The 19,603-nt window shown below is 44.4% G+C and carries 18 protein-coding genes and 2 pseudogenes; 13 read left to right on the forward strand and 7 right to left on the reverse strand.

Annotated elements, in window-relative coordinates; all coding sequences use genetic code 11:
- Nucleotides 1-264 precede the first annotated feature (264 nt).
- Together ACLQ7H_RS21310 and ACLQ7H_RS21315 are read right to left on the reverse strand one after the other, a co-directional pair.
- Nucleotides 265-1,275: an AIPR family protein gene (locus tag ACLQ7H_RS21310; RefSeq protein ID WP_411754383.1), complete on the reverse strand. Its 1,011-nt coding sequence runs from the start codon at nucleotides 1,273-1,275 to the stop codon at nucleotides 265-267.
- Entirely contained in the window at nucleotides 1,259-2,563 is a 1,305-nt protein-coding gene (locus ACLQ7H_RS21315; RefSeq protein WP_411754384.1) for a putative zinc ribbon protein, read from the reverse strand. Before ACLQ7H_RS21315 ends, ACLQ7H_RS21310 begins: the two co-directional genes overlap by 17 nt.
- A gap of 194 nt (nucleotides 2,564-2,757) precedes the next feature.
- Here ACLQ7H_RS21315 and ACLQ7H_RS21320 point away from each other — a divergent pair, with 194 nt between their 5' ends.
- The gene (locus ACLQ7H_RS21320) at nucleotides 2,758-2,994 is read left to right on the forward strand and encodes a hypothetical protein (protein ID WP_411754385.1); all 237 of its coding nucleotides are present in this window, start codon (nucleotides 2,758-2,760) and stop codon (nucleotides 2,992-2,994) included.
- Here ACLQ7H_RS21320 and ACLQ7H_RS21325 read toward each other — a convergent pair.
- The 3 genes from ACLQ7H_RS21325 to ACLQ7H_RS21335 form a co-directional block, all read right to left on the reverse strand.
- A complete protein-coding gene (locus ACLQ7H_RS21325) occupies nucleotides 2,977-4,023 on the reverse strand; it encodes an inovirus-type Gp2 protein (protein ID WP_411754386.1) in 1,047 nt (348 codons plus the stop codon). The genes ACLQ7H_RS21320 and ACLQ7H_RS21325 overlap by 18 nt on opposite strands.
- A gap of 210 nt (nucleotides 4,024-4,233) precedes the next feature.
- Entirely contained in the window at nucleotides 4,234-5,283 is a 1,050-nt protein-coding gene (locus tag ACLQ7H_RS21330) for an inovirus-type Gp2 protein (protein ID WP_411754387.1), read from the reverse strand.
- 394 nt (nucleotides 5,284-5,677) lie between these two features.
- Nucleotides 5,678-5,884 (reverse strand): helix-turn-helix transcriptional regulator, encoded by a 207-nt coding sequence (locus ACLQ7H_RS21335; RefSeq protein ID WP_411754388.1) that lies wholly within the window; start codon nucleotides 5,882-5,884, stop codon nucleotides 5,678-5,680.
- Between the two features lie 438 nt (nucleotides 5,885-6,322).
- Here ACLQ7H_RS21335 and ACLQ7H_RS21340 point away from each other — a divergent pair, with 438 nt between their 5' ends.
- The 12 genes and pseudogenes from ACLQ7H_RS21340 to ACLQ7H_RS21395 all read left to right on the forward strand — a co-directional run.
- Complete coding sequence (locus ACLQ7H_RS21340) at nucleotides 6,323-7,276, forward strand: hypothetical protein (protein ID WP_411754389.1); 954 nt, start codon at nucleotides 6,323-6,325, stop codon at nucleotides 7,274-7,276.
- Nucleotides 7,277-7,417: 141 nt separating this feature from the next.
- Nucleotides 7,418-7,627, forward strand: coding sequence for a hypothetical protein (locus ACLQ7H_RS21345; protein WP_411754390.1), 210 nt, complete (start codon nucleotides 7,418-7,420; stop codon nucleotides 7,625-7,627).
- 93 nt (nucleotides 7,628-7,720) lie between these two features.
- Nucleotides 7,721-8,542 carry a DUF932 domain-containing protein gene (locus tag ACLQ7H_RS21350; RefSeq protein WP_411754391.1) on the forward strand — a complete coding sequence of 274 codons (822 nt, stop codon included), beginning with the start codon at nucleotides 7,721-7,723 and terminating at the stop codon, nucleotides 8,540-8,542.
- A gap of 245 nt (nucleotides 8,543-8,787) precedes the next feature.
- Nucleotides 8,788-9,456, forward strand: coding sequence for an EcsC family protein (locus tag ACLQ7H_RS21355; protein ID WP_261467307.1), 669 nt, complete (start codon nucleotides 8,788-8,790; stop codon nucleotides 9,454-9,456).
- Nucleotides 9,457-9,572: 116 nt separating this feature from the next.
- Nucleotides 9,573-10,199 carry a hypothetical protein gene (locus ACLQ7H_RS21360; RefSeq protein ID WP_411754392.1) on the forward strand — a complete coding sequence of 209 codons (627 nt, stop codon included), beginning with the start codon at nucleotides 9,573-9,575 and terminating at the stop codon, nucleotides 10,197-10,199.
- An 86-nt stretch (nucleotides 10,200-10,285) separates the two neighbouring features.
- Nucleotides 10,286-10,738, forward strand: a complete 453-nt coding sequence (locus ACLQ7H_RS21365; protein ID WP_411754393.1) for a hypothetical protein — start codon at nucleotides 10,286-10,288, stop codon at nucleotides 10,736-10,738.
- Nucleotides 10,739-11,090: 352 nt separating this feature from the next.
- Nucleotides 11,091-11,507 (forward strand): JAB domain-containing protein, encoded by a 417-nt coding sequence (locus ACLQ7H_RS21370; protein WP_411754424.1) that lies wholly within the window; start codon nucleotides 11,091-11,093, stop codon nucleotides 11,505-11,507.
- Between the two features lie 4 nt (nucleotides 11,508-11,511).
- Nucleotides 11,512-11,668: pseudogene (locus ACLQ7H_RS21375) on the forward strand (IS3 family transposase); the annotation flags it as partial.
- A 264-nt stretch (nucleotides 11,669-11,932) separates the two neighbouring features.
- Nucleotides 11,933-15,070: an N-6 DNA methylase gene (locus ACLQ7H_RS21380; RefSeq protein ID WP_411754394.1), complete on the forward strand. Its 3,138-nt coding sequence runs from the start codon at nucleotides 11,933-11,935 to the stop codon at nucleotides 15,068-15,070.
- A gap of 273 nt (nucleotides 15,071-15,343) precedes the next feature.
- The gene (locus ACLQ7H_RS21385) at nucleotides 15,344-16,594 is read left to right on the forward strand and encodes an FRG domain-containing protein (protein ID WP_411754395.1); all 1,251 of its coding nucleotides are present in this window, start codon (nucleotides 15,344-15,346) and stop codon (nucleotides 16,592-16,594) included.
- A gap of 30 nt (nucleotides 16,595-16,624) precedes the next feature.
- Complete coding sequence (locus tag ACLQ7H_RS21390) at nucleotides 16,625-17,080, forward strand: hypothetical protein (RefSeq protein ID WP_411754396.1); 456 nt, start codon at nucleotides 16,625-16,627, stop codon at nucleotides 17,078-17,080.
- 93 nt (nucleotides 17,081-17,173) lie between these two features.
- A pseudogene (locus ACLQ7H_RS21395) lies at nucleotides 17,174-17,341 on the forward strand (hydroxyacid dehydrogenase); the annotation flags it as partial.
- A gap of 198 nt (nucleotides 17,342-17,539) precedes the next feature.
- Here ACLQ7H_RS21395 and ACLQ7H_RS21400 read toward each other — a convergent pair.
- Complete coding sequence (locus ACLQ7H_RS21400; protein WP_411754397.1) at nucleotides 17,540-18,166, reverse strand: DNA-binding protein; 627 nt, start codon at nucleotides 18,164-18,166, stop codon at nucleotides 17,540-17,542.
- Nucleotides 18,167-18,926: 760 nt separating this feature from the next.
- Nucleotides 18,927-19,307 carry a hypothetical protein gene (locus tag ACLQ7H_RS21405; protein ID WP_411754398.1) on the reverse strand — a complete coding sequence of 127 codons (381 nt, stop codon included), beginning with the start codon at nucleotides 19,305-19,307 and terminating at the stop codon, nucleotides 18,927-18,929.
- Nucleotides 19,308-19,603: the final 296 nt, after the last annotated feature.

Genomic DNA, 19,603 nt, shown 5'->3' on the forward strand with positions numbered 1-19,603 from the left:
GATAGTGATGAGTGGTTAAGCTACTCAGGTCTTCCGACCAAAGCTAAGCGAATAACCTTTTGCTTGGCTTTTTTTGCTACAGCATCCTCCCACCTAGAAAAACGGCCAGTTGGACAAGAGTCTGCCCTTCGCAAAAAATACATTTGGCTAATCACCTTGAGCAGAATAAACGATATGTGTTTCTGCTCGAGGTGAGATAACTGGATCTTTACCTATTACAATATTGCGACTTTCGTTAACTATCGACTATATATCATGTTTCATTTATTCATAAAAAAGCAACGTATCAAAAAAAGCCTCTGGGAGAAGTTCCGTGAGCTTATCAAGAGTACTTTCCAGACGTGTCCAGCATTGTTCCTTCTTACACCATTCAGATATATTGGAAATGCCTGCAGGTGGATGAATGATATCTTCATTAACATGTTCCGCTGCTATCCTGAAGGCTTCAACGAGTGATGCGGAAAGACTCTGTGTACTCCATATTTTCTGAAAATCGATGTTCTTATTTATTCTCTTGCATACTCTGCCTAGTGCAGCGATTGAATATGCAACAATATTTGCCCTATAGCCCCCGTTATACCATGACTGCTCTGATATGAGTTTCTCAACGGTTCTGAAAATAATAGCCCGTGCAATGATACGGCGGAAATAAAATTCATTGAACTGTTCTGATGATTCAGCCCATTCTCTCCCAATTCTTTCAGCATAACGTGCGAAGTTTTTCTGCGCCCCAAGGTTAACCCACTTCGGATGGTCATCCCATACATTCTCAAATTTGGCGAGGTCAGTCTTCGTAAACATCTGTAACTTAGGATTCTCAGCTTTAAAACGTTTCTGCCCGGAGAGTGAAAGCCCGACTTGTGCGTCGATATACTGCCCACGAGCACGCTCATAGAACCATCTGCTCTCGCGCTGTGCTCCCTGCGATGCAGGTGCCCAAAGACGGCGGGAGAACGCTTCAATGCGCGTATGGAAAGGATGGTTTGAAAAGAAATCGGCAGCATTGACGCGATTTTGTGTATTTGCATATTCAGATATCTTTGGAACAACATCATCACTTTCAGTGCTGTCTATTACAGTAAGCTTCATCTGAACAAAAATATCTTTCAGAACTGCTTTATCTCTTCTTTCCGTATGAAAAAGTGATGCAGTTGTCTGACCTCCATTGACAATTTGTAGATCACGGATGTGTGTTATCTGCAGGCCATCTTCGCTTTTTTCCACATTCACTTCCTGAGCGGTGGCGCTGATGCCATTGTTATAGGCAAAAAACATTTGGGGCTCGGACAGAATGGTTCTGCGGATAGGGCAATACCGAAAGACATCCAGGATAACGATATTCTTCTTGTTCTGCCTCATTAGCGTAGTAACGTCCATTACCCTGTGTCACCGTCTCTTGCCAGTATTCACCCATTAGTACCGCCAAGGCAGGGCCCGTATCCGACTGTTCGATAGGAAAGAAAACCATCACCTGGACGAAATACCCCTTCAATTTGCCATATTCGAGGTGCCAGACGGCCCCCATGGCGTGCGTCAGTTTATCTTGGGTGTGGATGTCACGCAGGAAATGCTTCAGGTCCTCGGTGATGCAAGCCAGCGGCGTATCGGTCTGCTGATAAGCAAGCTCAATCCCCACCATGGCGAAAGATGGGGAGCTAGTATGGAGTTCAGCCAGCCACCGAAATGCTGCCAGTCGGTTCTGGTATCCCTTTTGCAACCAGTGAATCAGTGCCTGCTGATGCGTGTTGCCGAGGTATTCCATCCGCAGGTTTTGTATCAGACTCATGCAAAGGGCTTTGTTCCCTCTCTGGTCCTCTTCAGTTTGATTGATAAGTTCAGCACATCGCTGCAAGGTTGGATGGAGCGTACGATGCTTGCGGCAATCGTTCGTGACCGATATCAATCGCTGGCACACCGAATGCGCGGTATAAGGATTCATCGGAATAGCCTTCATGCCGGATAACAGGTCATGTAGCAGCAGATAGGGCTCGGTCAGACGGTCCAGGTCGCTTGTGACACCGGGATAGAGCACGCCACGCTCCTCGACAGGGAGCAAGGTTGAGCGTGTCAGATGGGCGAAATAGCGATTCTGTTCGGTAGGGGATAATCCCAGAGGGGTCGTATCGATAGTGACCATTTCAGCGTCCCGGTTGCTGATTTCGGTGGTGTAATGGGTGTCATCGCAATACAGGCAGCTCTTTTTACCATAATAGTCACGGTCACACATCACACAGAAGTAATGCTGCAGCCCTGGAAAACCCAAGGTGTCATCGTCGCGTTGTCTGTTTTCCTGAACTGCCTGCGCAAAGGGAGTGAGCGGTCTAGTAGATTGAAAATGTGACGATGGAAGTAAATATGTGCACGTGTCGAGTGTCTGGAACGAGCAGTGCTCAAGGTCATGCTCAAAGTATCGCCCTGCCGTATGCGTCAGGTGGAGCCGCAGCGGGTTACCACAACTGGTACAGTGATAAGGGATTTGGGGATTGAGTGACAGGTCGTCCGCTGACACGGTACTGCCATCCCCGGTACTGCCGGTCGTGATTTTCTTGAATTGTATGAACATGAAAGACTCCTGAATGCATCCGGTAGCAAATACCTGTTCATTGGGCATAACCGGAACGACGTCGTGGTGCGGTGATGCTGATAAACGCGCCGGGTGTCTGGGATAGCAGTCCGCAACAGGGCGGTGCGTATAGTGGGCGTGGTTAATCAGGCTGACTTACAGCAGCAAACGAGGGGGGAAGCTTTGTCATTAAATTGGCGAGTGTTGTAAAAAAATACCTGCGTGTTACAGCCCATTTTGCCGAACAAGGGATTGCCTGCAACGGCAATCCCTTCGTGTATTACTGGACGCAGCAGTCAATTGAGCTCGCACCACCAACGGGCTTTCCATTCAAGCGCCTGATTAATCACCTGAATATTGTCGATTTGCACGCCAGTCACGGAGTGGGTCTGGAACGATGCCCGATGCAGGAGTTACCGTCGGTGGGGTAATACCCGTGCACTGCCAAAGGTGCGAAATTGGTGGGGCAAAGTCAGCCTGGCGTAGGTATCTGTTTGAATCATGTTGTTGAATATCCGGTACAGTTTTTCCGGTGCAGCGGTATCACTCTGGTAAAACATCATCAATCCTGGGTAGGAATAATCATCCTGGAGTTCTCTTTGGCAGAAAGACCGACCTGTTTTCTCGGTGACAGTCTGCCAGCAGGTTCCGATATCTACGCCGATACGGGCGTAAAGGTCTACCTGTGCGGCGTTAAAAAAGCAAACCAACTGATAACTGAAGCCTTTGATGGGGCCGTGTTCCAGCTTCCAGATGTACCCTGCGCAATGGCGAAAGTGCGAATGGTTGTGCAACATGGCCAGCAGTTGACGCCGGTGTTGGCGAACTTGCGTGGGTGTGATGTCGTCTTTGACCGTCTGCACGTAGCTGAGGTCAATACCCACCATCATCAGTGACTTATATTGCTGTAGTAGTGCATCGACAACACGCCGCGCTTTCTGCAGGTAGGGTGCGTTTTTCATCAGGAAGTTTTGTACTTGGCAAGGGGAGTTCACCGTCTCGGTGTTTTCCCGAAAGTTCTCCAATACGTGTTCCAGCCAACGGGTTTGTTCGGCAGCGTCCTGGTGATAAATGGGACAACCTTCATTGCTACGCTTGTAGTTGTCGTGGTAGCGCTTTGCTAACTGGATGAACCGGTCCAGCGTGGGGTGAAGCAGGCGGTAGAGAGGTCGTTTTTCTGCCAACAGCGCTGCCTGACCTGGCGTTGATAACCTCAATGCGTATCTTAAAGTATCTACAGGGTTTAACAGGCCTTGATGGGAAGTGGTTGTTATCGGTGCGTCCTGAAGCAGACATTGAAGAGCCTGCAGGCGGGCGCGAATGTTGCCCAGGATATCGTAGTCCTTGGTGGCTAATACGGTTTCAGAACCGAACTCCTGCGTGTGAAGCAGTGAGGTGGCGAGTTGCAGATGAACATCATACTCGTCGATGTAAACGCACTTTTGATAGTATTTTTTCATGGGAAGCTCAGAGTTATGCCAGCAGGTAAGGCTGCCAGGCTTGATTTATCGTGAATGCGTGTACGAAGTGGCTCATTGGGAATGCATCAGTGGCATGCAGAAAAATGGAGGAGGTACTTCTCATATCTCTTGTCATGGAGATAAAAATTTATTGGGTAGAACTACCGATGATGGATGGCAGGTCGTCGAGCGGAGGAAAGTGGCCGTTATTCACGGCGAACGAGGACGACCACGGCGAACTGCGGTGGGTGGGCAAAACTCTCCTCGCCCAAAGGTACGGGCACCGTTTGGCAGCGCTAGGCGGGCGTAGGTATCGACTTTGCACAGATAGTTAATGGCGATGTTCAGCCCACCCCGTTTGACTGTGTCGGTATGGTGAAGCATGCCAATTCCTGGGATTCGATAACGCTCTTTATAGGCATTGCAGTTATAGTAATTACCTGCCCCATCGGTAATGACGTCTCGCCAGTATTCACCCAGCAGCCGTGCAAGAGTCACATCCTGCCGAACCAGGGCACCGTCATAAAACACCAGCAAGTGATAGTGGAACCCTTTGTAACGTCCATACTCAAGTTTCCAGATATAGCCCACGCACGCCCGAAACAGGCGATGTGCCTGCAGGTTCTTGAAAAAACGCTGCCGGTGCTGACGTGCCAAGTCTGCAGTTATCATGGCCTTGGCGTCCTTGAGATAAGTCAAGTCAACCCGAACAACCAACAGCCGTGCGTATTGCGCAGAGAGCGAGTTGATATACTGAAGAGTACCCTTTAGGTTTTTCTTAGCTGCCTTTTGGTATTTGCGTAATTTAAGCTTATGCGGTCCCGTAGTGATTTCTGCTCTGAATTGCCGAATGAATACATTAAGGCGATTGGTTAACTGTGCAATCGCCTCTGTCGTATTATCTGCCATTGCGATGTGATGCGAAATATCGTGTTGGTCAGACAGTTTTCGGAGTGCTGCCAGTGTAGGATGATATTCGCGCGGTTCATCTTTTACGGCGTTCAGCGACTGAAGTCTCTTTAGTGCGAGAAATATCCTTTTTCCTGTTGCGCTGGACTTTATGTAGGCGTAACGAGCTGATGGAGAGTAATGTACACTGAATTCATCACACTCTGATTTGGCGATAAGCTGAGTGTCGTTGAATAAATTAAGCAAATCCTCCAGGTAATTTAGGTCCTGAGTCAGGTATACAAGTGTACCTGAATCTTCATCGATAGAACTGGTTGATAACAGCATGTGGTGGTCATAGTTAAAACCCATTTTTATATTCCTCAATGGTAGTGTTTAGTGGGGCTATGTGAGATGAGCAGAGCCATGCGAGGCTCTGCTATATTGTGGTAAGCTGTATATGTGACAGTGGTTATATGCTCTAAACTTTCTATTCTGGTTGTATATCTGTACAAGCAAGCTAACAGAAAGTAATCATTGAATGATTTGGTCAATTCAATAATAAAAAATCCCGAATTACAACGGTGAATTTGGTGTGTGCCTGGATACGTTTTAAATTAAATAGTGGTGTCTATGATATCGTTCCGCACCAAACAAAAGCCTGGTAAGTTAGTGTCTGTTTGAACGTGATAATATTCAGGGGGGAGGGCAAAGAACTATGTATGTGGTGGTTGGTTTTATTGCGGTTTGGTTGTTTTATTGGTAACTAGAGGGACTCTTCAATGCGCTTTAGAATCCATGCTTCAACCTCACTTTTAAACCAACGTCTGCTACTGCCGAGCTTGATTCCTTTTGGGAAACGCTTGAGTGCGATGAGTTTGTAAAACCATTTGTCAGACATGCCGGTATACTCAACGATAAATTTCATGTCGATTAGTTGGTCATCCAGCAGGCTTTTTTTCTTGTTTTGCATATCGTTTTTCCCCATGAGATTGAGAGTATGGAGAACGGGGTGTGACAGCGTGATTTTTCCTTTTCGCTTTATGCCACTGTGCCACAATGTTCTCTATCACATCAGTCAGTCATGTAAAAAAATACGCATGCAGGCTCCTGCCTTTCATTTTTTATGGATGTTTCTTCAATCGAATTATTATTGATGCATCAAAAAACGACGTGTTGCATCTCTATCAGCAGCAGATTTTGATAACAAACCCGCAATGTAAACAAGCTTACGTTCACGGTTTTTCTCTGCATGAGTTGGCCAGGGAGGTGGTTCAACTGTCTCCACGCTATACTTGATTACCAGCCTTGATATTTCTACAAGTTATGTCATTATTTGCTGCAGGTAATGCTATTATTTATAGCAAGTAATGTTTGTTATGTGATAACGTAACAGTTCATGAGGTCGACCATGACTGTGGCTGAATATAGGAAAGGGAAGCTGATGGGCGTATACAACATGATGGATGACTTTAGGTTTATCTTCCCCCAGAAATCTGCTACGCATAAAAATACTCGGCCTGTTCGTAGTCATTTAAATGCGCTGGCAAACACTTACTGCCTTTTTTATAAGGACAGAGATGGTGAGGATCTTGTAAATATTATCCATGAATTGGATTATGTCTATGATGGTATTATTGACGGAAAAGTAGTGTTTATTCTTGGGTGTGATTTAGAATACAAGGAGAGACTTCTTTCTCTTGTGAGACAATGCATTTACAAGAAAATGGCGACATATCGAAGGTTGCGGGACTACCACCATGAAGTGTTAAGGGCTTATCCAAAGGCGGGCTCTCTTTGCCTGTCTCTCGACGTAAAAGAAAGTAGTGAGGCTGCTGGTAATTATTTATTACATGATGATGTCATTAAGGACATGGCAAAAAGGTTATTTAACAATCTTAAGACATTGGCATTATTTTCTCACGTAATTGCCTATTTTTGGGTGCTCTTGCGCCATCAGGATGGGCACCCCTATTTGCATTTGCATTTCTACTTTAACGAAAAAGACTTCAATCACACCATTGGGCTGGAGATTAACCGTGTATGGTTCAATATTCTTGAGAAGCAAGGGCGTACAGGAAGTGTGCGGCATTTTACCATGAGCGAGAATTTCATTGGGCCACTTTTAACAAAAGGTGGAGTGGCAGGTGAAAAATGTCTTTATGAAGTTAATCAATACCGTAGTGATGGTATGAGAAAAGTACTTTTTTATGACGACTACAATGGTATGAGTGTAGACCCTAAATGCAGAACGAACAGGGGAGATAAGAAAGATTTTGAGTTTTACATTTATACTCTCTCAAGAGAGTCTTTCAATTTACCTGGGCAAAGTAAAAGTTTAGGACTCTCAAAAATAAAACGATAAGCAATGCGGGATAATTGTATCATCTAGAAAAATATCAAAAAATATTTAATCAACAAATTTTTACACCTATATCACTGAAGGGAGTTGCGCCACAGTATCAATTGTGAAACGTGGTTTCCACCCAATGAAATAGGTCATCTCATGCACGATGATTCATCATCACTTCCGCCATTTCCCCGTGGGTTGGATGCTTTATACGCCAAAGCCCTACTGGGCGGCCACGGCATTAGTTCCGAACAGCAACTGACAGAGCAGTACCGCAATATTTTTGGCTCTCATACCCTGTCAGGTTCTTCCGTTTCACTCGTCGCTAGTTCACGACATAAGGCCAATGAAGGCTTTATGCGTTAACACTAGGGAAAGACTTTCCAAACCACCACATTTCAGGCCTCCGGTTTTTCGGTAGGCCTGCCTGCTTTTATGCCTTATTAAGGAGTAGAAATCATGACTCGTCTTGCCTCCCGCTTTGGTGCGGTGAATACCATTCGCCGTGAGCGTCCGTTAACCAATGATGAATTGGCCAGCCATGTGCCCAGCGTATTCTCGGAAGAGAAACACGCTTCCCGTAGCGATCGCTACACCTACATTCCCACCATCGCTTTATTGGATAACCTGCGTAAAGAAGGTTTCCAACCCTTCTTCGCCTGCCAGACCCGAGTACGCGACCTGGATAAGCGTGAGCATACCAAACACATGCTGCGTCTACGCCGTGAGAACCAGATTGTTGGTAAGGAAGTGCCAGAGATTATCCTGCTCAACAGTCACGATGGCTCCAGCAGTTACCAGATGATCCCGGGCCTGTTTCGCTTTGTGTGTGCCAACGGCTTGGTATGCGGCAACAGCTTTGGCGAAGTGCGTGTGCCGCATAAAGGTGATGTTGTTGGTCAGGTTATCGAAGGCGCTTATGAAGTGCTGGGGATTTTCGACAAGGTGGAGGCCTCACGCGAAGCCATGTTGACCACTTCTCTGACGCTACCGGCACAACGGGCCTTTGCCAACGCAGCCTTGAGTTACCGCTACGGTGAAGACCACCAGCCAGTTACCGAAGAGCAAATCTTGATACCACGCCGTTGGGAAGACCGCCAAAGCGACCTGTGGAGTACCTACCAGCGTGTGCAGGAAAACATGCTCAAAGGTGGGCTAAATGGTCGCAACGCCCGTGGCAGACAGGCTAGAACCCGCGCAGTGAAAGGCATTGAAGGTGATATCAAGCTTAACCGTGCCTTGTGGGTGTTGGCTGAAAATATGCTTAAATTCAACAAGTAACGCGTTCACGTAATATCCCATCATTTGTAAAAAGTTGATCGTTTTCAACGATCGGTTTCTCGTTATTGATCTACACAACCGATTATCTTTGCCGTTCATCCGTCGATAAGATCGGCCTGGGTGCCGTTCGGTTTTTCTTCATCTTGCAACCCATCAATCAGGTACGTTTTGGCACGCCGACATACAGGGAAATACAGCCCGCTATCGTAGGAATAACGGGCTTTCAACAAGGGGGAAAGGCGTAGATGGAACAGGATAAGGCACTCACGGCAGGCAAAGTTCAGAAGGTATTGGATTGGGCTTACGACAAGGCGGTAAACGGTGTCACGGGGCTGGACTCGGCGCAAGACATTGCCGAGTCCTATATGAAGAAGGGAGGAAACCAGGTGGATTGTGTTAACGCACTTATCCGCTGGCAAAACACCAAAGCAGGTACCAGTGGTTTTGTTACCGGGCTTGGCGGAGCTATCACGCTGCCGGTAGCAATTCCTGCCAATATCACCAGTGTGATGTACATCCAGATTAGGATGATTGCGGCAATTGCCTATATCGGTGGCTATGACCTGAAAGACGACAATGTTCGCGCTTTTGTGTATCTCTGCCTGTGTGGTAATGCAGCGAAAGACATCCTCAAGGAAGCTGGTATTAAAATCGGTATGCAGCTTACCCGAAGCGCAATCCGGAGCGTATCGGGTGAGGTCATCAAGACCATCAACCGGGCCGTTGGCTTCCGACTGCTGACCAAGTTTGGCCAGAAAGGCGGCATCAATCTGGTGAAACTGGTGCCGTTGGCCGGGGGCATTGTCGGCGGAACCTTCGACAGTATTTCCACCAACATCATCGGCAATATTGCCCGAGAGACCTTTATCGGGCATGACATAAATTCAATGGCTGATGAGGTGATGGCACCGTAACCACCATTCGATAATCCGGTGATCTTAGTCACCATATTGTATTTACCACATGCAGTAACAACTCATTCCCGTTTCGGCGGGAAGGAGGCTGTTCATCTTGATTATGGAGAAAAGAAATGAATGTAAGAAAAATAGCGGCAGTAATCATGGCTTCTGCAGTACTGTCAGGTTGCGGTGATGCTTTTTCCTGTGATAACCCTGAGTCAATTCGTTCTATCAATGAGATAGTGACCAGCAATGCGTTGAACAAGATGAACCTTAGTACCTACAAGAAATTCGGTAGTATGGGACTGACGCCGGACTCGCTAACTCTGAGGCTAGATAACATTCATGCCACAGACAGTAACCCATCAGTCAATTCACTGACCTGTAAGGCGCAACTCACAGTGGTGTATTCGGACAAAGAGAAAGCCAGAATGAAACGTATTATGGGTGTAATCGAAGATAGGGCGAAAGGCATGTCAAATTACAATGCTAGTCGTCTCTTTATTGATAATGTAAATAACTCCGCCCGTCGTATGACTGATACCCGAACTGTCACTGGAACGGTGGAGTACATCGTATATAACACCAAAGATAAAGTGATTACTGAAGTGAGTAATACACCAAGCGTCAATAAAGTCATTGACGATGTTAGCTACAAATTTTTGTATCCGGCAGAACGATTGTTTTCTGTGCAGGATAATACATTGCCACTGGATCGTTTTTATACAAAAGAAGTTCTGTCTATGTTTAGTCAGTGATTTGATGACATTGCCTCTTCATTTCTTTACTTAATTTTCTTAAGAAGAGCATTGTCAATCAGTCCATCTTTTACAGGAGTTTTATTATGAAGAAAATCATCGTTCTATTATTGCTTTTCTGGATAGCCACGCGTGTCTATGCTTTTGGTGAGCCTGGGCAATGGTCTAGTGGCTGGGGGCAAGGGGTGTCAGAATATACGGTCGTCACGCAAAGCGGTGATTCGCTGTATATCGCCTGCAGTGAAGACCAACCGGTCAGCATGACCCTGAGCCTCAAAGGGAAGAAATACGGCTCATACAGCCAGCAGGGCTTTGATTTGATTGTCAATGGCACCGAGGTTCAAACGCCGTATGATACAGATTCACGAGTAGGCAGCAATAACTTTACCTATACTTGGGATGCACTGAGAAAGGCAACCCGGCTGCAGGCCAAAACTACGGATGGCCAAACGGTTGACCTGCCCACGAAAGGGGTAGCCACTGCATTACCAGCCTGGGGAACCCCCGAGTTTGACTGTAAGACAGGGCTGGATTTCTGACTCTCTCGGCCCGTTGGTTGTTGCCTCCGGGCCTGATGTATTAATCTGCTTATCATTGGTATTATTTATTCTGCTTACCATCAGGAAGGTGTTTACCTTCCTGTGTTGTTTTATTACTTACTCTTTAACACCAGAGGATGTATTAATACTAACGTATTAATACACTTCATAAACCCCCTTCCTTTTATGGTTTCCCCCTTTCGGTTTGTTATCCATAGTATTACGACATTTATGTAAAAAATAAATCAACTTCAACTCAGCTCAACTCCCTTTCATCGGGGAGTTGAGCTTTATGCTGCTTATAAGGAACAACTAGGTGAAAAGAGATACGACAGAGCAACGTATTATTGCCATGGCAATACAGCTCCTGGAAAAGAAGCTGAAAACCAGGCCATTCAGTTTTACCTCTGCTGAAAGCACCAAAAACTATTTACGGCTGCAACTGGAAAGATTGGAACATGAGGCGTTCATGGTGCTATTCCTGGACAACCAGCACCGGCTGATTGCCTGTGAGACGGTATCTATCGGCACGATAAACCAGACTCCGGTGTACCCACGGGAAATCGTGAAAACGGCGCTTAGCCATAATGCAGCGGCTGTCGTCGTGGCACATAACCATCCCTCTGGCGTGGCAGAGCCCAGCGTGGCTGACCGTCATATAACCAAGCATCTGCAGGAAGCGTTGTCATTGGTGGAAGTGAGAACTCTTGACCATATCGTTCTTGGTCATGGTGAGTCAGTGTCGTTCGCTGAGCGCGGCTGGTTGTGATCTTTATCCGCTGCTTCATTCAGATCAGGGCTAGCAATATCCGATGGCGCACTACCAGAATCGAATTAAAGAAGCAGGGTTGAAACAGTGCATGTCACAAAAGGGAAACGGTTATGAAAATGCGGTAATAGAAAGCTTCTTCAGCACGCTGCAATCGGAATCACTCAATAAGAAAGAGTCTAAGCATCAGTTAGTTGTGATATTTCATCGTCGAGTACATCTACATACTACAACCGTGAATGAATAAATGTAGAAACTAAAAGGCCTGAGTCCGGTAGAGAACCGAACCCAGGCCCATCCATATAGTTGCGTAATATAAATTGTCCAACTTTATGAAGTCAGTTCACTATGTAGATGGTTTTTTCTCTTGCGAAACAGTCCGTTAAATGGAAAATAGACGCATCTACTCTAGGTTGGTGAAAACAATGACAAACCTTATCTCAACGACAACGATACTGTGGTCAGCCTCTGATTTGCTGCGTGGTAATTTTAGACCGTCTCAGTACGGAAATATCATCCTCTCCTTTACGTTGCTGCGCCGCCTAGAGTGTCTTCTTCACCCTATAAGAAAAGCAATGTCCGAAACTGAACTGCTGAGTCAGCTGTCTGATACAGAGAGCGAAGATACCTTGTTGCGGACCTCATCCAGACATCAATTCAGTAATACATCCTCTTTTACTCTAAGAACTCTGACCGGGACCGCATCGCGTCAAAATTTAGAAAACTATATTCGCGCGTTCACTAGCGAAGTGCGTGAGATCTTTGAAAGCTTTAATTTCTCAGTAACCCTGCAGCAGCTTGATAATGCTGGATTACTGGATTTACTGGTTAACTACTTCAGCAATATCGAACTGTCGGAAGAAGTACTCCAGGATGAGGATATGGGATTGATATTTGAGGATCTCGTGCGCCGTACCGCCGAGAGTTCCGCCGAGCTTGCAGGAGAACATTTTACCCCCCGCGATGTCGTATCTCTGGTCACTACATTAGTACTGGCGAACGATGATGATATGCTGGTTCATGATGGGGGCATTCGGTGTGTTTACGATCCGACAGCTGGAAGTGGGGGGTTCCTTTCAAGTGCAATAGAGTTCGTTCGTGAGATGAATCCAGGGGCCGTTGTCCAGGCTTATGGTCAGGAAATCAACCATGAGTCTTATGCTGTCTGTAAAGCAGGTATGCAGATACGAGGACAGAACCCTAGTAACATCAGGTTAGGAGATGTCTTATCTTCGGACCAGTTTGCACAGGAATGTTTTGACTACGTTCTTTCATGCCCCCCATTTAATCTTGACTGGAGAAGAATAGAGCGGAGCGTTAAGGATGAACATCAGAAAGGTGATGTGGGGCGCTTTGGGCCAGGCTTGCCCCGAACGTCGGATGGTTCCTTTCTTTTCCTGCTACATCTGCTTCACAAGATGAATAAGAACGGCCGTGCCGGTATTATAACAACCGCCTTGCCTCTCTTTACCGGTGATGCGGGTAGCGGAGAAAGTGATATCCGATGCCATATTCTGGAGCAGGATTACCTTGATGCTATTATTGCCTTGCCTGCGGAAATGCACTTCAATACAGGAATCGCAACATATCTCTGGATACTAGATAAAAATAAACCACGGGAGCGCACTGGTAAAGTCATCCTTATCAATGCCAGTGATATGTTCGAGCCACAGGGTAAAGCAATAGGCAGAAAGCGCCGCCACATGAGTACTGCGCATGTTAATGAAATCCTGAGCCTTTACGCAGAAAATATACCGGCCAAAAATGTGAAAATTTTCAGGACATCAGATTTTGGCTATCGGCGTATAACTATTGAGCACCCACTAAGATTAGCATTCTATCCCCATGATCTAGTACGTATTGAGGATATGAAAGCAGATAAACAGTGGAGCAATGTAGCTGATGCATGCAAGATCCTTGCGGCATTAGATAAAATGGACGAGAAATACCTGTCCAGAGATATATTCAGGCAGGCGTTGCCAGATAACATCCCGGTTACGACGTTCAGAATACTTACTAAATATTTAAGCGAGTCAGATGTTCATGCCGAGATTTGTCTGAAAAATGGAAATATTGAAGCGGATCCGAGTTTACGCATTTATGAGCGTATTCCTCTTAACGAGTCAGCTGAGCAATATTTTTCACTCAATGTGAAAAACCGCTTTCCGGATGCATGGTATGACAAGGCAGCAACGAGTTCTCTCGACGGTAAGATCGGTACTGTGGGCTATGCTATCGATTTTATGGCACTCATGTCGGAGTACGATGAGTCTCTGAAATCCAAATACCAGTTCGATACTCGCACGTTAAAAGATCTTATCCGATTTCACAAAGATGGTGAGCTTGCCTGGTGTGATGTCCGAAAAAGAATGATTAAATCGCAGGCAGTCAAATCATCACGAGCGCTACCACGTTTGTCACTTGACCCTTCGATTAATCCGGAATTTTTTAATCTATTTCTTGAAAGTGAGCATGGTCAGCTTCTTTTAAAAAAACATAGTAAAAATAATGGGTTATCCTTAGTTAAAATATATGACATGCTGAACTCACAGATCCCTATTTTTGACAAAACCTTCCAAGAAGAGGTTATCTATGCGATGGAGATCCTTGATAAAAGAAAAAATGAACTCGCTAATGTTAGGCAGGAGTTTTTATTCACCCTAAAAATTGACAGACAAAAGCTGGACCAATATGACTATATGAAAGAGTCAGCTCATCATTACTTCTTTCAACGACTGCCTCATCCACTGGCTATTCTTTTCCTTCAATTCAGTTCTGGAGAGAATAGAAAGGATAAATGCCATTCGTTACTCCTGTTTTTTGAGGTTCTCGGTCATCTGTTGCTTTCATTAGCATTTGGCCAGCTAACTCCTCAGGAGATAATGGTTTTCAACGATGATTTTTACTTCAAAAAGAAAGCACAGCTCAAAAAGATGACTATGGCTGTGGCACACAATCGGATCCTTGATGTCCTGACGGATCACAAAGACTCCTTACCGAAACAGCTCAACTCTTACTTTGATGTAGAGCTGGTTAATATATTGCAGGACGCGAATGAAATCAGGAATAAGGTTGCACATGGTAGTTTAAATTCTTCAGTCAGGGTGAATGAATGCTATAAAAACCTCTGTCTGTTAAATTACCGATTCGATGCAAAAATCAGAAATTTTTTCTACAAGTTCACACTCATTAGCCCAAAAAGCTGCATATACGATGGCGAGAATTTCATCTACACTGTCGAGATCTACAGTGGGTTATCCGTTAACCCATGCCAGCTTGAATCTATCACGACCAACACACCTCTTGAAAATGGCAAGCTGTATTTCACAGAGATTGATGTGTTAAATCCTGATGCAGTGACCAGTTGTTATAAGCTTTATGATTTCATCATTCTTGATAACACTACTGATGAGCATGCGTTTAAAGCGTTTTATTCATACTCCGAGCATGACACAGATCACAATACCCTCATCTATGAGTGTTTGTATCCATGTGCCAACCCCACAAAGTTGATTGAAAATGCCAACGACAAGTTTTTGCTGAAGTCTTTTTTCCGTTCGTAGAAAGTGTAAACCTCGTTGAGTAGGGCATCATATGCGAGCATATATGTGTTAATTTTGATACGAAGATAACTAAATCCAGAGACAAGGTAAGGTTATTCAGTTGTTTCGGACGATTATTCGGAGTATAAATCTTAAATGTCTTTCCAACGATTGGTACTGATAGTCATGACCTTTTGATGTTTTAGCTATCATTATGATTAATAAGTAAATTTTTGAGGTTATCCTGATATGTACAACCTTTTAGTCACGGCAAACAAAGGTGCTTGGGATCAGATGTCTTACGAATTTGATAGAAGTCGATTTCTGGAGTATACAACAGAGTCTATTGCTGTTGTTTTTCAATCTCTTACCTCTGATTTGATAGGGACTCTGAAGGGATACCCTTGCTTGTTCTCATATGAAGGCAATGAAGAAGACCTTCGTGTTGGAAAACTCACTTCAATTAAGGAGAGAGGAAGAAAACTACTTGTAGAGTTTGAACTTGATCAGAATATCCCCCCAATATCATTTGATAAAATTAAGCCAATAGCACCATTACTTGATATTCGTGATTGGGAAATTAATAGAACCCATTGGGCTGTAAAAGATGAAGACCTTTATGAGCGCCTTGAAACTGCTGGCATATTAAATCAAGAGCAGATACGGGGGCCAGATAAATTAGGGAGGCCTTCTGCCAAAAAGTCTACAAACCCAAAGGTTGCGACGGTTCAGGGTTTCATAGCTAAAGTGCTTTTCTCTGAAAGAGAACCTGGTTCAGAAGTTTTTTACAGGGGGCACTCGAATAAAGTCAAATATAAGCTAGAGCCTTCTTTATTTAGGAAGGATGATGATGGGAATTATTTATATTTAGAAAGTGAGCACATACTATATAAAGAGCTAATGGTATCGAACTCAGCGGATTTCCAATCCGATGAAAATACATTAGATACACTTGTTCGAATGCAACACTATTCACTGCCTACTAGGTTATTGGACATAACTTCAAATCCATTAATAGCCCTTTATTTTGCATGTAAATCAGCATATGATGAAGATGGTGAAGTAATAATATTTTCAATGGCGAGAAGTGAAGTGAAATATTTTGATTCTGATGTAGCCAGCTGCATTGCTAATTTAGCTAGACTACCTAAGGTAGAAAAAGATAACATTAATTTTGACGAGGGAGATTTTAATGGTCAATTGTCAATAAAAAGATTGGTTCATTTTATAAGAGAAGAAAAATCATATTTCGAAATGAATATCATACCTGATGACCTACGAAAAATAATCTGCGTAAAAGGAAAGAAAAATAATGCTCGTATTTCATCTCAATCGGGTGCATTTATTTTATATGGACTTGATGCAGTTATGAATGAAGAAGGTACTCCTGAGATTACTGTAACCAGAATTACAGTCACTAATAAATTGTCAATACTCAAAGAACTTGACATTCTTAATATTAATGAAAGCACTGTGTTTCCATATATTGAGAATTCTGCAAAATATGTTGCTGAAAAATATAAATTTAACAAATCATTGCTGTAGTTAATTATCTGATTATAGAGTTAATATGTTATGAAAATAAAAATACCAACACACGAAGATTATCAGAGCCATGATGGCCTTCATTATTATCAGTTATGGAACTCAATTGGTGATGAGTGGCTTTGTCCTGCGTGTGGACGCAGTAAATTTCAGATCATGAAATGGACCCAAAGATTCCCGAATACACCACATTCTTTTATGGGTTGGGTTGCGGCCTTGCATAAACACCATGATCATTCTATTGGCTTTTTTGAGCCTGGTCAAACTCGATTTCCTGAAACATTGATATGTGGTCAGTGCAATTCCACGGATGGTGTTGTAAAAAGAATGCTAAATTTACCATCAAACTTCTCATTCTCTCCACAAGAGATGCGCACTTTCATTCAGGCTACACCACACGGAAAGCATAAAATAAATTACGACCAAGCTTTAGAAATATTCAATTTACGTGCAACTAACAAAAACGGTATTCCTAAAGTCTATTAAGCACTAATGTCTATTTTTGCTCATTGCGGACTTGCAACTGGCTGCAATGGCTGATGTAGCATGTGGGTTGTGAAGCTATGTTACAGGTAGGTTAAGCTGAATCAGTTCATGCAATTTAACGAACGTGAGGTCATGGAAAGTGCAGGAAAGATCACCAAGAAACGACTGATGAAAAAGCGGAGGGTGGATACGCCCACTTTGCTGAGCAGTAACGCCGGTTAAAAAGCCGATGGAGAAAAGGATATTGCCGGTTTACTATAGTGGGAAACCGACCCCAAAAAGTAGCCTGCCTACCCCACGATTTCCGTAAGCAAAAGCATTTGGGGGTTCTTGTGGGGGTTACTCAATTATCCATATTAAATAATCCATTTTATATCATATTGTTAGGCATCAAATTCGACTCCTGTGATCGCCGAAAATGCACACCAGGAAACGATAATAACAATGACAATGAGCATTTCAGACGCCGCGATATACCGGTATGGGGCGGAGGGTAGCGGTGAGACTGTCCCATGCCTGAACCTCTGAGGTCGCAATACGCATCCCCTTTTTTCTGAGTACCGCCACGTCGGCTGCGATTCGCTGCATACCGAACCAAAACAGACCATCCAGTGCCGTTACCGCGAGTCCGTTCTCAAGCGCCTTTTTAAGCCGCTCGCGCGGCATTTTTATTTCCCTGGCAATTTCCCGGTAAGGCTCTGCGGTTCCGCCTGACGATACTTCCCTGCGAATGCGGGTTGATAGACGGTATTGAAATTCATCCGGTACTTTACTCAAATCAGCCTTCACGCTGTAAACACAGCCAAAACGCTTGCCGTTAAACACGGCACTTTTCTGACTGAGTTGCAGTTCATCCCGTAGCTCGGCAATCAGTTGTGGGGCACGCACCAACAGCAAACGAAAAGGCAGTTCAAAGCTGGTGACATAATCCACATTCAGCAATGCGATGCGCAGGCGCTCGGTACTTCCAGCCCGCACCTGACGGCATTCTTTGAGGACTTCAGCCCATTGCTGCGCAATACGCGGCGTTTCATTAACTTCCGCGAAGCTATATTTTTCAATCTGGTAATCAATACGTTCGACCATGCTGGTTTCTCTTCGTCTACCCGTCGGTCACTTTATCAACGGTCTACGATAATCGGAAGCCAATTTGTTGTCGGTATTGAGGTGGCGCACAGCGCCTGGCACATTTCTGGGTTCCAACCGAAAGTAACAGGAAGCAAATCGGTGCGTTCGGATACAGTATCAGGCCCAGCCGCAAATCGGTGCGGTGGAGCGCCCCGTCCAGGTTGACCTTTTTCACCCGGCAGCGGAAGTGGGTGTCATGTTGCTAGTTCTCCCGTGAACCGTCCTGATGGACCACGGTGACAGCCCGGGTCGCTCATCCCACAGAAAATGCTGGTCAAGGTTCGGCAGGTTGGTTCCTCCAGTGGCGCACCGTGCGGGCCTGTTTGCCTTCCCTCTGTCATTCCCCGTAAAACTCAGCCCCAAGCCCCCCATGTTAGAATTAATAAGAACAGGGGGGAGGTAATTTAAAAATCAATGAACGGAAAAGTATCTCTGAAATGCTGCTCAATCTCAGGGTGTTTTTATAATGCTTGCAATGCAGCTTTAGGGGTACATTCCTCTCCCAGATCTTTACCACGTTTTAGTGCTATACCGTACAAAGCTTTTTTTGAGAAGCTGAATTTTTCCAATAACAAACCTAATGAAACCATGGTCGTCTTTGGTTAGTTCATGTAACATAGTTAACAACCTCCTTGCACTCATTTTTTCACCACCAATATTTCCAGTCGCCAACAAATCATCCATTGATGATGATGGTATTTTAGGTATAGCCCTAAATCTACGTTCTTCTTAAATTATGCATTTCCCTTTCAATCTCTTCTGGAGTTCTTTTACGTTTTTCAAATCCAACCACACCAATAACATTATGATTTAGATCCATAAAAACTTTTAATACATGATTTTCATTGTGGCAATTTAGAATTAATATTCTCTCATCTGGGGTTTTCATCAGTATATCTATTAGCTCATTAATTCCAAAGTATTTAACGCCAGCCTTATCAAGATATTTTTTGTGTATTTTAAATTCATTGATAGCTATACTTTTATCATATTCGACCTCGATCAGTTTTATCGAGGTCGAAAGTAAATCAATTGTCTTTTTAGACAATGGTTTATTATCAAAACACCGGAGTCTGTTTATCAAGTAATTAATGGTCATAATGGTTTAAATACCTCAATGCCGCTATCACGAATCTCTTGTATAAGAACTTATTGTTCAAAATACTTGTCATCAGAAAAAACCTGGTACCATTTTCATTGCCCTTTGGCGCTTTAGCTTTAACTCTCAAAATTATACCATCAGTCTGAGCATAGGAACGAACTATAGCAGGGTCTAGCGGCCAAGAAGTATATGGACTAATACCAGAGACATTTCCTTCGTTATGAGACTATCCTTTAAGAGGAGGGGCTATCTCCTGCAAACCAGTTTTACCTTCTGGAAGCTGAATAACCCCT

Source organism: Serratia sp. (in: enterobacteria), assembly GCF_046715635.1.
In the GTDB taxonomy this organism is placed as follows: Bacteria; Pseudomonadota; Gammaproteobacteria; order Enterobacterales; family Enterobacteriaceae; genus Chania.

Bases quoted from the DNA above. Each gene is read 5' to 3' on its own strand.
- ACLQ7H_RS21310 (WP_411754383.1), bottom strand. From the start codon at position 1,275: ATGTTTTTTGCCTATAACAATGGCATCAGCGCCACCGCTCAGGAAGTG.
- ACLQ7H_RS21345 (WP_411754390.1), top strand. From the start codon at position 7,418: ATGCACGATGATTCATCATCACTTCCGCCATTTCCCCGTGGGTTGGAT.
- ACLQ7H_RS21350 (WP_411754391.1), top strand. From the start codon at position 7,721: ATGACTCGTCTTGCCTCCCGCTTTGGTGCGGTGAATACCATTCGCCGT.
- ACLQ7H_RS21385 (WP_411754395.1), top strand. From the start codon at position 15,344: ATGTCTTACGAATTTGATAGAAGTCGATTTCTGGAGTATACAACAGAG.
- ACLQ7H_RS21365 (WP_411754393.1), top strand. From the start codon at position 10,286: ATGAAGAAAATCATCGTTCTATTATTGCTTTTCTGGATAGCCACGCGT.
- ACLQ7H_RS21315 (WP_411754384.1), bottom strand. From the start codon at position 2,563: ATGTTCATACAATTCAAGAAAATCACGACCGGCAGTACCGGGGATGGC.
- ACLQ7H_RS21325 (WP_411754386.1), bottom strand. From the start codon at position 4,023: ATGAAAAAATACTATCAAAAGTGCGTTTACATCGACGAGTATGATGTT.
- ACLQ7H_RS21400 (WP_411754397.1), bottom strand. From the start codon at position 18,166: ATGGTCGAACGTATTGATTACCAGATTGAAAAATATAGCTTCGCGGAA.
- ACLQ7H_RS21390 (WP_411754396.1), top strand. From the start codon at position 16,625: ATGAAAATAAAAATACCAACACACGAAGATTATCAGAGCCATGATGGC.
- ACLQ7H_RS21335 (WP_411754388.1), bottom strand. From the start codon at position 5,884: ATGCAAAACAAGAAAAAAAGCCTGCTGGATGACCAACTAATCGACATG.
- ACLQ7H_RS21340 (WP_411754389.1), top strand. From the start codon at position 6,323: ATGACTGTGGCTGAATATAGGAAAGGGAAGCTGATGGGCGTATACAAC.
- ACLQ7H_RS21355 (WP_261467307.1), top strand. From the start codon at position 8,788: ATGGAACAGGATAAGGCACTCACGGCAGGCAAAGTTCAGAAGGTATTG.
- ACLQ7H_RS21380 (WP_411754394.1), top strand. From the start codon at position 11,933: ATGACAAACCTTATCTCAACGACAACGATACTGTGGTCAGCCTCTGAT.
- ACLQ7H_RS21405 (WP_411754398.1), bottom strand. From the start codon at position 19,307: ATGACCATTAATTACTTGATAAACAGACTCCGGTGTTTTGATAATAAA.
- ACLQ7H_RS21360 (WP_411754392.1), top strand. From the start codon at position 9,573: ATGAATGTAAGAAAAATAGCGGCAGTAATCATGGCTTCTGCAGTACTG.
- ACLQ7H_RS21330 (WP_411754387.1), bottom strand. From the start codon at position 5,283: ATGGGTTTTAACTATGACCACCACATGCTGTTATCAACCAGTTCTATC.
- ACLQ7H_RS21370 (WP_411754424.1), top strand. From the start codon at position 11,091: ATGGCAATACAGCTCCTGGAAAAGAAGCTGAAAACCAGGCCATTCAGT.